Here is an 11,670-nt window from a genome sequence, read left to right as displayed (position 1 = left end):
GAAATGAGCGCACTCCGAGTCGGGCTGGTCGGCTATGGCACCGCCGGGGCGTACTTCCACGCCCCTCTCATCCACGCCACCCCAGGTCTGTCCCTGGCCGCCGTCGTGACCGGGAACCCCTCCCGGCAGGCCGAGGTGGCCGGGAAGTACGGCGCGGCCCCCGTGTCCGACGTGCAGGAGCTGTGGGACCGGTGCGATCTCGTCGTGGTCGCCTCCCCCAACAGGACGCATGTGGCCACGGCCGTCTCCGCGCTCACCCACGGCCTGCCCGTCGTCGTGGACAAGCCCCTGGCCAGGACCGCCGAGGAGGGCCGCGAGCTGGTGCGGCTGGCCAAGGAGCGCGGGCTCATGCTGACCGTGTTCCAGAACCGGCGGTGGGACGGCGACTTCCGCACCGTACGGAAGCTGGTCGAGGAGGGGCGGCTGGGTGAGGTGCTGCGGTTCGAGTCGAGGTTCGAGCGGTGGCGGCCGGTGCCCAAGGGCGGCTGGCGGGAGACCGGAGGCGTGGCGGAGATCGGCGGGCTGCTCTACGACCTGGGCAGCCACCTCGTCGACCAGGCCCTGCAGCTGCTCGGGCCGGTCCGGGAGGTCTACTGCGAGAGCGACGTGCGGCGTGCGGGGGTGGCCTCCGACGACGACACGTTCATCGCGCTGACGCACTCGGGCGGGGCTCGCTCCCACTTGTGGATGAGCTCGGTGGCCGCCTTCCGCGGGCCCCGGTTCCGGGTGCTGGGGTCGTCGACCGGGTTCGTGAAGTACGGGATGGACCTGCAGGAGGAGCGGCTGCGGGCGGGGATGGCGCCCGGCTCACCCGAGTTCGGGGAGGATGACGAGGGGAGCTGGGGCCTGCTCGGCACGGAGGACGCCCACCGTGCCGTGCAGACCGAGCCGGGGGCGTACCTGGACTTCTACCGCGGCGTGGTGGCGGCGCTGCGCGAGGGCGCGCCGCCACCCGTGGACCCGGAGAGCGTGATCGACACGCTGACCGTCATCGAGGCCGCCCACCTCTCGGCCAGCCAGCGCATGGTCGCCCACCTGACCTGACGCCCCCGCCGACCGGGCACTGGTCAGTCGCGCAGGCGGGCGCGCAACGCGGCCGTGTCGGCCTCGGTCCAGCCGTGCCGGGTCAGCCACCCCATCGGCCCGCCGAACCGGTCGTCGAGCACCCCGAGGAACTGCTCGATGTACCGCGCCCGAGGCATGTGGTCGTCGGCCGGCCGCGAGTCCAGGTCGCCCCGGTACGTCTCACTCCCCCGCAACCGCTTGAGGATCAGCTCCAGCCGCTCCCCCGTGGCCGCGTAGTCCTCGACGATCGCCTCCCGGGTCGCCCCGGCGACCTCCAGGGCCAGCGCCGACAGCACCCCGGTGCGGTCCTTGCCGGCCGCGCAGTGCACCAGCGCCGCCCCGTCGTCCAGCGACATCGCGCGCAGCGCCGCGACCACGGCGTCCGGACGGTCGCGCAGGTAGCCGAAATAGAAGCCGGTCACCCGCAGTTCCTCGTCCAGACCGCGCTCGGCCCAGGGCAGCACCCGGTCGCCGTCGATGGTGTCGGCCTCGACGTCGGTGTGCGTGCCACCCTCCGCGAACAACGTCAGATGGTGATGCCGCACCTCAGGCACATCGGTGAGCGGCCCGGGGCCCTCCAGTGAGACCTCGGCGTTCGAGCGGAGGTCCACGACGTGCCGCAGGTTCAGCTCGTTCACCAGCAGCGTCACGTCGGCGGGCGTGAGGCCCTGCAGATTGTCGGCGCGGAAGATCCGCCCGCGGACGGTGCGGCCGCCGTCGCGAGTGGGCAGTCCGCCCAGGTCACGCGCGTTGACCGCGCCTTCCAGGTCTATCCACCTCGTCATCTCATCCATTATTGCGACCCTATATGTCCGCCAAATATGAGCAGATCCGAGGTTCATAACGCAGCATGAACGTATGGATCCACGAGCTTTGCCTCCACGGCTGGTGATCGATCCATCGCTGCCCCCGGAGACCTCGGTCGAGCTGCGGTCGAGCCCGCACATCCTCCGCAAGGCTCGATCGGGTGCGCGCATGGACACCACGAAGAACCCCGCCACGCTCTTCCTGCTCCCCGGCTTCCTGGTGATGCTCGCCGTGGTTACCGGCGTAGCGGAACTGGCGATCGCGGGCGTGGGAGTCGGCTTGATCGTCCTGATCCGATGGATGGCGCTGGACAGCTCATATCGCTCGACCAGGCGGAAACTACGCCTCGCTCGCGAGTACGCCAACTACTACATCCTTCCGGAAGACCTGGACTACCCCTGCCAGATGCTGCTGCGCAGGGCTCAGAACGCGGTCGACGCGATCATGGCCTCCCGCGTCCACAGGGACGGCCTGATCGACAGCATCGACAACCAGGTGTCGCTGCCCGAGGAGGTCTGGCAGATCGCCCAGCGGCTGCGGCGGCTGTCGTCCATGCATGCCGAGCACGGCAAGCTCATCCCCCGCGAGCTGCCGACCGGCCTGGAGGACGCGTTCAAGCCCTACTCCAACGCGCTGGACGCCGCCTGGACGTCGCTGTCGCGGCGCGTACGCCACCTGGAGAAGTACGCCAAGCAGGTGATCAAGGCGGACCGGGTCTACCACGCGCACCGGCGGCTCGAGGCGCTGGCCGCCAGGACCCCCGAATACCAGCAGCTGATCGCCGACACCGTACGGGACGAGCTGGGCCGCCAGCACATCAGGGAGCTGTCCGATCAGGCGACGCACGTGCGCAAGCTGTTCGAGGAGAGCATCCTGCAGGCCAGGCAGGCGGCGGGCGAGTTGCTCAGGACTCCCCTCACCTGAGGGTCAGGGCGCGGCACGCCTGAGGAGCTCCAGGGTCCGGCGCATGCCGGCCTCGTTGCCGAGGCTGCGGTAGATCTCCCTGGCCTGTTCCAGCGGCTCCACCGCGGCCCCGCGTCCCCCTGCGTCGAGGTGCGCCTCGCCGAGGTAACGCAGGCTCCTGGCCATCCACCACCGGTCCTCGAGCTCCTCGAACCCCTGCACGGCCCGCCGCAGCTCCTGCTCCGACTCCTCGACCCGGTCCAGTCTCGCCAGCGCCCGGCCGGCCGACACGGCGGTCCTGGCCACCCCCCACGAGTCGCCCAGCGCCGCCAGGATCCGCTCGGCCCGCCGTACGTACTCCAGCTCGCGCAGCCCGTTGTCCGGGTCGCCCACCTCGCCGGCGGCCCGCAGGCAGCGGGCCTCCTCCCACAGCTCCCCGCGCTGCCTGAACATCTCGGCGGCCCGGTCGAGGCTGAACCCGGCCCTGGTGAACAGGTTGACGGCCAGCCGGTGGTCGCCCGTCCGGTGCTCGGCGCGCGCCTGCGCGGCCAGCACCTCGCCGTAGACGCGCAGCGTCTGGGCCTCCGAGTAGCGGTTGCCCTCCCGTTTGAAGATCTCCAGGGCGTCCTCCAGCAGCTCCCTGGCCTCGTCGGGACGGCGTTCCGCCATGCGCATCTCGGCCAGGTTGCGCTGGGTGCGGGCCATCCACCACAGGTCGTCGTCGCCCTTGAACGCGGTGATGGCCCCGATGAGGTAGTCCTGCGCCCGGTCCAGGTGGCCGTCGCTGAACAGCGTCATCCCGATCGTGCGCATGGCCCTGGCCGCCCACCACGACTCCCCCAGGCCGGTGAACGTCTCCAGGGCCCGTTCCGCCTCCCCCAGCGCCCGCTCCCGCAGGCCCAGGCCGCCGTGCACGGAGGCGCTGTCGAGCAGCGCGATGGCCAGCGCGCGCCGGTCGCCGGTCTGCGCGGCGGCCTCGCAGCCGATCTCCGCCACGGCCGCCCAGTCGGCCCAGTACGCGCGCAGCGAGTGGCACAACGAGCAGAACGCCCTGGCCAGCCCCCACGTCAGCTCCCACAGCTGGAGCTGGCGGGCCAGGTGGATCATGGCGATCAGCGACAGCCGCTCGGCGTTGAGCCAGTCGGCGGCGCGCACCTCTCCGTCGGGGCTGGAGCGGCGGCCACCCCGGCTCCAGTCCTGCGGCCAGCGGTTCTGCGCGGCCTCCTCGGCGCGGCGGCGGTAGCCGTGGAACACGCGCTCGATGGCGGCCCTGCGCCGCGCCGCCTCGTCCTGCTCGACCAGTTCCGCGGCGAACACCCTGACCAGGTCGTGCAGGCGGTAACGCATCGCGCCGGTCTGGTCGGTGCCCGAGCACTCGGCGAGCTGGGCGTCGATGAGGGCCTCGAGCTGGTCGGCGCCGTCGAGCCCGGAGATGTCGAGCAGCTCGCCGGCCACCCAGCCGGGCACGTCGGGCGCGGTGAGCGCGCTGAGCAGGCGCAACAGGCGGCGCTGCATCCCCGTGCAGTCGTCGTAGCTCAGCTGTACGGAGGCGCGCACGCTCTTGTCGACCGTCGGGGCCACTTCGAGCTGGTCGAGGCGGCGGCGGGTGTCGGCCAGACGGCCGGCCATCTCGCGCATGGTCCACTGCTCGCGGGTGGCCAGCCGGGCGCCGCAGATGTTGATCGCCAGCGGCAGGTAGTCGCACATCCTGACGATCTCCCTGGCGGCGTCGAGGTCATCGACGATCCTGGCGCCGCCGGCCAGCCGGGCCAGCAGCTCCACGCCGTGCGCCTCGCTGAACACGCCGAGCCGCGTGTCACGGGTGCCGTTCAGGAACAGCGGCGCGCGTGAGGTGACCAGCACCGCGCAGCCGGGCTCGGCCGGGATCAGTGGCTTGATCTGGTCGGCGTCGTGGGCGTTGTCCAAGCCGATGAGGATCCTGCGGCCCTTCGTCCAGGTCAGCCAGAGTTTGCGTAACTCGTCCAGGCCGCCGGGGTCGGTGGTCAGGCGCACGTCCAGCGCGCGCAGGAACCCGATCAGCACCTCGTCGGGGGGGACCGGGGAGTCGACCCCGCCGCGCAGGTCGGCGTAGAGCCTGCCGTCGGGGAACCAGCCGGCCACCTCCTGCCCGAACCTGGTCATCAGCGCCGACTTGCCGACGCCGCCCCGGCCGTACACCGAGACCACGAGCGGCGGCGAGAGGTCGGAGGACTTCCTGCGCTCGGCGAAGACCTCGCGTAACTCGGCCAGCGACTCCGCACGCCCGGTGAAGTGCTCGGGGACGGGCGGCCACTGGTCGGGCGAGAGCGAAGCGGGTTCGGGGAGCGCGCGGCGTCTGGGCCCGCGCGGCTCGGTGGTGGCCCAGGTGGCCAGCCCCACGAGCGCGGCCGCCGCCCCGGTCACCGCGATCTTGGCCGCGGGCGGGATCTCCCAGTCCACGGACGCCGTCAGCACGCTCGCCGCGGCGGCCGCAAGGCCGGCGGAGACCGGCGCGGCCCAAGGCACCCTTCTACGTCGTGGTCTCGGTTTGTCCGGCAACTCGCCTGTCAACGAACACCCCCTTGGGGGTGATTCAAACCGATGGGGTACGGCTTGCGCCAGCCGTACCCCATCGTTCATTCACTAGCCGACCACATGACAGGTGGCCGTCGCCGTCTTGGTGGGGTCGCTCTCCGAGGTGGCGGTGAGCTTGACCTTGGCCAGCCGGTCGCCGCCGGACTCGCGCACGGCGTTCACGGTGACCAGGTCCTGCTTGCCGAAGTCGACGGAGGCCAGCGCGTTCGGGAGCTGGGCGGTCCAGCCCTTGCCCTGGACCTCGGCCTTGAGGCGGTAGACGTCGGAGTTCAGGTAGGCGCTGACGTCCTCCGGGTGCTGACCCTGTGCCGGGGCCTGCTTGCCAGTGTTGAGCAGCGGGAACTTGCAGGTGGATATGGACTTGGCGGTCGGCAGGCCGGCCGCCGGGAGCACCTTGACGCCGCGCTGCTGCGGGCCCGAGCCGTCGAGCGAGCGGATGGCGACCGTGTAGGACAGGTGGCCGTCGCGGTCGCGCTTGACGTCGGTGATGTAGAAGTGCAGGCGGTTGGCCTGGTCGACGTACTCGTACTCGCTGCCGGAGTCGGTGCCGGCGTGGAGGAGCGCGTCCGAGAGCTGGCGGTAGTCGCCGATCGTGATCGGCACCTTGGTCCCGTCCGGCATGACGTAGTCGGTCATGTTGATGTCCTGCGGGTTGGCGTCGATCACCCACTCGAACGGAGGCCGGTCCTGGTTCTTGGTCTTGGCCAGCAGGACGCCGGAGTCAGGGGTGAACGAGTCGGTGCCCATGCGGTCGACGACCTCGACCGTGTAGTTCTCGTAGCCGCCGCCGTCGCAGAGCGGGTCGGCCTTGTCACACGAGCTCTTGTCGCCATCGGCGTCGAAGGAGATGTTGACGCCGGACAGCTCGTTCTTGCCCGGCTGGGCCACGCGGGCCAGGACCTTGGCCGTCACCAGGCCCGACTCGTCGAGCGCCGCCCGCGACAGGCGTAAGACGTTCTGCTCGTCCACCATCTCCAGCTTGATCTTGTTGCGGAGCATGTGCTGGGCGCCCATGGACGCGCCGGCCGTGGGCGGGATCAGCCAGCGTGAGTGCGGGCCGCCCGGGCCGTTGAAGCTGCCGCGGCTGAGCATTTCCCAGATGCCGGTGTACGCCCGCTTGGGCGGCACGGCGTACGGGTTGTTGTAGTTGTCGGCGATGCCCATGATGTGGCTCAGCTCGTGGGCGTAGACGGCCATGCCGGAGCTCTCGGCCTGCACCGAGTCGACGCCGAAGCGGGCGTTCGGCCAGAAGTTGGAGCCGGCCTGCCACGAGGTCCAGTCGACGTAGCGGGTGGCCGCCCAGTTGGGCAGCGCCGGGTCCGGCGGGCCCCACTCGTCCGGCACGTCCTCCTTGGTGGGGAACTTCATCATCCCGAACTCCTGCCAGGTGGACGACTCGTCCTGACCGGCGCTCAGGTAGAAGACGAAGTCGAACTGCTTGGCCACCTCCTCGCCGACGGCGGCGATCCAGGCGGCGTTGCCCTCGGTACGCAGGTTCTTGTTGCAGTTGTCGCCCGACGGGCAGCCGGTGCCCGCCTGGAACTCCATCGCGTACTCGTGGTCCTTGCCCGACAGCGTGTAGGGCCCGAACCCGGTCAGCTCCACCCCGTACCTGCCGCCCGAGTCCTCCATCCAGTACTCGTGGATGGTGTGCCCCTTGTTGAGGGCGTTCGGGGTGTTGAGGAAGTCCTGGTAGAACTTGGCCACCTGGTCGCGCGGGACGTCGTGGGCCTCGGCGCTCGGGTTCGAGTAGATCGTCGAGCCCTTGGGCTGCGTGACCACGAACGGCTGGTTCGGGTAGTCGAGCAGCACGAGCGCGCCCTTGAACGTGCGCTTCGACCCCTTGACGGCGGGGTCGTTCCACTTGGTGCCGGGCGGCTGCTTGTAGTCCGCCCACGTCATGTTGTCGGGATTTTCCCAGTTCTGCGGGTCGATCGGCTTGATGCCGCCGGGCGCGCGGGTGCGCAGGGCCTGGGCGTCGGCGGGTGCGTCGAGCTGCCAGGGCTGCGTTTGCGGCCAGTGGTTCTGCCGCCATGGATGCTCGGGGTCGGTGGGGGGTGCTGCGGAAGCAGGGGTTGCCATCAGGCTCACCGGGAGCAGCACGATGGCCGCCAGCAATCCCTTCAGCAGCTTCTTCGGGGCTATCACGGATTGACGGTATAGACGTTATAGACAGAGATCAACGATCAGTTGCACGGAAATGAGCGATGTGTAGCGGCTTATCCGGACAATTGCCGAAATCGTACTGTTTGCGTACTTGCCCCAGCTCACGTTTAATGCCCTGAAGGAAAGACCCCGACGGGAGATCACATGCCGTCTGCGATGCGTGCCGGTCCGGCTCTGGGCAGGCGCGCGCCCGCGCCCGTCGTGGTCCATTCCGCCCCGCTCGTGCTGCCCGTCTGCACCGATCCCATCCGTGACGGTGCGGTGGCGGTCAGGGGCGACCGGGTGGTCAAGGTGGACACGCGGGCTTCGGTGCTCTCGTCCTTTCGCGGCGCGGCTGAGGTGCGGTGGACCGGGATGATCGTGGCCGGGCTGGTGGACGCCTGCGCCGCCGTCCCCACTACCGGCCCCGGGGTGACCGCCCGGGCCGGCGTGCTGTCCGACCTGGCCGATCCGCCTGGGGTCCGCGGCATCTCGTACGTGGAGGTGACCAGCCGGAGCGAGGAGGAGTGGGAGGCGCACGGGCGGGACGCGGTGATCACGGCGCTTCGCGAGGTCGACCGGCCGTGCGCGGTGGGGATCGCGGCGCACACGCGGGATCCCCAGGTGCTGGAGGACGTGGCGGTGCTGGCCAGGACGTTCGGGCTGCGACTGCTGGTGGACCTGGACCGGCACTCGCCCGCGGCCCTGGACGAGGCGGGGGTGCTGGGGCCGCTGTGTCATGTCGTCTGCGCCCGGCCCCTGGACCCCGGGGAACGCAAGCTGTTGCGGCTGCGCAAGACCGTGGTGGCCGTCTGCCCGTCGCCTGCCCCTGACGTGCTGGCGCTGCTCGACGAGGGCAATCCCGTCGCCCTCGCCACCGGCCCGCCCCTGGGCGGCACCGCCCCTGACACCGCGAACGGCGTCGCCGAGCCTGCGCTGCCTGCCGATGGCCTCGCCGGGCCTGCGGAGCCTGCCGACGGCGTCGCAGGGCGCCCTGCGCCTACCGGCGTGCTCGCTGTCGCCGGAGCCATCCGGCGGAACGCTCGCGAGCTCGGGGTGCGTAGCCGAGGGCTGGACGGCAAGCTGGTGCGGGCGGCGACGCTGGGCGGGGCTCGTGCGCTGGGGATGGATCGGGGCGATGGGCGGATCGGGTCGCTGGCTCCCGGCACCCGGGCCGACTTCGCCGTCTTCGACGCCCGTGGCCGCTACCCGTACGCGGCGCTCCTGTCCCAGCCGCCCTGGCTCGGCACGGTCGTCGGCGGCGCGGTGTGCGTGGGTTAGCTGAATTGCTCCTCCACCAGGCTCAGCAAGTCCCGGAGCTGGTCGCGCTGCTCCTGCGTCAGCACGGCGAAGAGTTCCTGGCCCGCCTCCCTGCGGGCGTGGCGGGCGCGGTCGGCGAGGCGGCGGCCCTCCGGGGTGATCAGCACCAGCGTGGAGCGGCGGTTGGCGGGATCGACCTCCCGGCGCACCAGCCCCGCCGACTCCAGGGCGTCCACCACCGGCGTGAGTGAGCGGGGCACGATCCGCAGTTCGTCGGCCAGTCGCACCATGCGCAGCGGCTGCGCGGCGTCGGCGAGCACGCGGAGGGCGCGCGCCTGCCCGGGGTTGAGCCCGATCGGCTCCAGCCGATGCACATACCCGTGCCGCAACCGCCGCCCGACCAGGTGCAAGAGCTCGGCGAGCTCCTTTTCTACCATGTCCTAAGTTTAGCCGGAACAAATATGAGCTAACCTCTGTTTGAGTGGACATCTGAAAGGAGGCGCCACTTGGCGGAGGAACCACGCGCCCCGATCGGGCGCATCATCAAGCTGTTCCGCCCCTACCGCGGCCGCCTGGCCCTGGTGGGCGTCCTCATCCTGTTGTCGTCGCTGGTGGCGCTGGCCTCGCCGTTCCTGCTGCGCGAGGTGCTGGACGTGGCGATCCCGGCCAGGGACGCGACCCTGCTCACGCTGCTGGCCCTTGGCATGATCGCGGTGGCGGTCACCACCAACGTGTTCGACGTGCTGCAGACGCTGATCTCCACCACGGTGGGCCAGCGGGTGATGCACGACCTGCGGCTGGCCGTCTACGGCCACCTGCAGCGCATGTCGCTGGCGTTCTTCACCCGCACCAGGACCGGCGAGGTGCAGTCGCGCATCGCCAACGACATCGGCGGCATGCAGTCGGTCCTCACCACGACCGCCGCCTCCCTCGTCTCCAACCTCACCACAGTGATCGCCACCATCGTCGCCATGATCGCGCTCGAATGGCGGCTGACAGTGATCTCGCTGCTGCTGATGCCGGTGTTCGTGTGGATCAGCCGCAACGTCGGCCAGGAGCGCAAGCACATCAAGGCCGAGCAGCAGCGCAGGCTGGCCGGCATCGCGTCCATGGTCCAGGAGTCGCTGTCGATCAGCGGCATCCTGCTGGGCCGCACCATGGGCCGCTCAGGCGAGCTGGCCGAGCAGTTCGGGCGGGCCTCCGGCGAGCTGGCCGACGTCGGCGTGCGGGTGAGCATGTCAGGCCGCTGGAAGCAGGCGTCGATCCAGCTCGTCATGGCCGCGATGCCCGCGCTGATCTACTGGGCCGTCGGCTACACCGGCGCGATCTCGGTCGGCACGCTGGTGGCGTTCACGACATTGCAGACCAGCCTGTTCCGGCCGATGGTCTCGCTGCTGCGGCTGGGCGTGGACGTGCAGAGCTCACTGGCGCTGTTCGCGCGCATCTTCGAGTACCTGGACCTGCCGGTCGACATCCACCCGGGCACGCGGGAGCTGCGCGACGTCCGCGGCGAGGTGCGCTTCGAGGGCGTCGACTTCTCGTACGGCGAGACCCCCACGCTCACCGGTGTGGACATCACGGTCCCCGCGGGCACCAGCCTGGCCATCGTGGGCGAGACCGGCTCGGGCAAGACCACGCTCAGCTACCTGCTGCCCAGGCTCTACGACGTCACCGGCGGCCGGGTCACGATCGACGGGGTGGACGTGCGGGAGCTGACGTTCGAGACGCTGAGCGAGGCGGTCGGCGTGGTGTCGCAGGAGACGTACCTGTTCCACGCCTCGATCGCCGAAAACCTGCGCTTCGCCAAGCCGTCGGCCACGGACGAGGAGCTGGCGGCGGCGGCGCGGGCCGCGCGCATCCACGACCACATCGCCTCGCTTCCCGACGGCTACGACACTCTGGTGGGCGAGCGCGGCTACCGGTTCTCAGGTGGCGAGAAGCAGCGCCTGGCCATCGCGCGCACGCTGCTGCGCAACCCTCCGGTGCTGGTCCTCGACGAGGCCACCAGCGCGCTGGACACCCAGACCGAACGGGCCGTGCAGGAGGCGCTCGACAACCTGGCGCAGGGCCGTACCACCATCATGATCGCGCACCGCCTGTCCACCGTCCGCGACGCGGACCAGATCGTCGTGCTCGACGGCGGGAAGATCGTCGAGCGCGGCACCCACGACGAGCTGATGGCGCGTGGCGGCCACTACGCGGCACTGGTGAGCCGGGACGAACCGCTCGAGCTCGTTTAAACCTCAATTAAACGTGTCGCCGGGCAATGCTTTGCCACCGGAGCCACCTAGGAAGATCGTGGTCACCTAGGCGGGCCGTAAACACCCCTGAGCGTCCGCACGCATCGCTCATATGTTCTGCTCCGGAGGTTAAAAGATGGTAATCTAACGATCACTCAGAGTAAACGTCGGGTGGATGAGGTGCAGGTCATGCAGGTGTGCCGATTCTCTCAGGCGGGCGCGGCGGCTGCGGACTATGAGGCCGCGCAACAGGAGCCTGGTTGTTGGGGACGTAACTCCGGCACAGCAAGTGGATGATCGGCATCGTGCGCTGGCAGGATGCGGCCGGTGCGGTGAGGGCGGGGGCATTCGGTGAGGCGGAGGCTGCCGCTGGAGGCAGGGCAGACCACCCGGACGGCCCGTGCGCGCGTGCTGCTGCGGGGCGGCGTGGCGGAGCAGGCCGGCGAAGTCGTGCCGCCGAGCGTACTGGCGGCACGCGTCGGCTGGTGTGCGAATAGGAGGATTTCGGGCTGCTCGCTGGGTAGAGGACGCGTGTCACCCGCTCCCCGACCTGAAGGCCGGGGCTTGCCCCGCTGAGCGGGGCGGGCCGGAGTGACCAGACCCAGCCATCACCCAACAGAGGAGGTGACCTTGATGGCTACGTTGCGCGTAGGACAGCAGACCGACCCTGGCGTGC

8 protein-coding genes are annotated in these 11,670 nt (G+C 70.4%); 4 read left to right on the top strand and 4 right to left on the bottom strand.

The window, feature by feature from the left end:
- Positions 1-3: 3 nt before the first annotated feature.
- A complete protein-coding gene (locus ABN273_RS25145; protein WP_349451455.1) occupies positions 4-1,044 on the top strand; it encodes a Gfo/Idh/MocA family protein in 1,041 nt (346 codons plus the stop codon).
- 23 nt (positions 1,045-1,067) lie between these two features.
- Here the strand turns inward: ABN273_RS25145 and ABN273_RS25140 are convergent, their stop codons facing one another.
- Positions 1,068-1,850: a tyrosine-protein phosphatase gene (locus ABN273_RS25140; RefSeq protein WP_349451454.1), complete on the bottom strand. Its 783-nt coding sequence runs from the start codon at positions 1,848-1,850 to the stop codon at positions 1,068-1,070.
- 73 nt (positions 1,851-1,923) lie between these two features.
- Between ABN273_RS25140 and ABN273_RS25135 the strand changes: the two genes are divergently transcribed.
- Positions 1,924-2,796: a hypothetical protein gene (locus ABN273_RS25135; RefSeq protein ID WP_349451453.1), complete on the top strand. Its 873-nt coding sequence runs from the start codon at positions 1,924-1,926 to the stop codon at positions 2,794-2,796.
- Positions 2,797-2,799: 3 nt separating this feature from the next.
- Here the strand turns inward: ABN273_RS25135 and ABN273_RS25130 are convergent, their stop codons facing one another.
- A complete protein-coding gene (locus ABN273_RS25130; protein WP_349451452.1) occupies positions 2,800-5,280 on the bottom strand; it encodes an ATP-binding protein in 2,481 nt (826 codons plus the stop codon).
- Between the two features lie 117 nt (positions 5,281-5,397).
- Positions 5,398-7,497 (bottom strand): M6 family metalloprotease domain-containing protein, encoded by a 2,100-nt coding sequence (locus ABN273_RS25125; protein WP_349451451.1) that lies wholly within the window; start codon positions 7,495-7,497, stop codon positions 5,398-5,400.
- Positions 7,498-7,659: 162 nt separating this feature from the next.
- Between ABN273_RS25125 and ABN273_RS25120 the strand changes: the two genes are divergently transcribed.
- Positions 7,660-8,775, top strand: a complete 1,116-nt coding sequence (locus ABN273_RS25120; RefSeq protein WP_349451450.1) for an amidohydrolase family protein — start codon at positions 7,660-7,662, stop codon at positions 8,773-8,775.
- Here the strand turns inward: ABN273_RS25120 and ABN273_RS25115 are convergent.
- Positions 8,772-9,191, bottom strand: coding sequence for a MarR family winged helix-turn-helix transcriptional regulator (locus ABN273_RS25115; RefSeq protein WP_349451449.1), 420 nt, complete (start codon positions 9,189-9,191; stop codon positions 8,772-8,774). The two genes, ABN273_RS25120 and ABN273_RS25115, sit on opposite strands and share 4 nt — an antisense overlap.
- Before the next feature lie 69 nt (positions 9,192-9,260).
- On the opposite strand from ABN273_RS25115, the gene ABN273_RS25110 reads away from it, so the two are divergent.
- Complete coding sequence (locus ABN273_RS25110; RefSeq protein ID WP_349451448.1) at positions 9,261-10,994, top strand: ABC transporter ATP-binding protein; 1,734 nt, start codon at positions 9,261-9,263, stop codon at positions 10,992-10,994.
- Positions 10,995-11,670 lie beyond the last annotated feature (676 nt).

Origin of the sequence: Nonomuraea sp. B19D2, assembly GCF_040137845.1 — a bacterium.
Taxonomy (GTDB): Bacteria; Actinomycetota; Actinomycetes; order Streptosporangiales; family Streptosporangiaceae; genus Nonomuraea.
The sequence above is the reverse complement of the archived record's forward strand: the minus strand, read 5'-3'. Positions and strand labels throughout refer to the sequence as shown.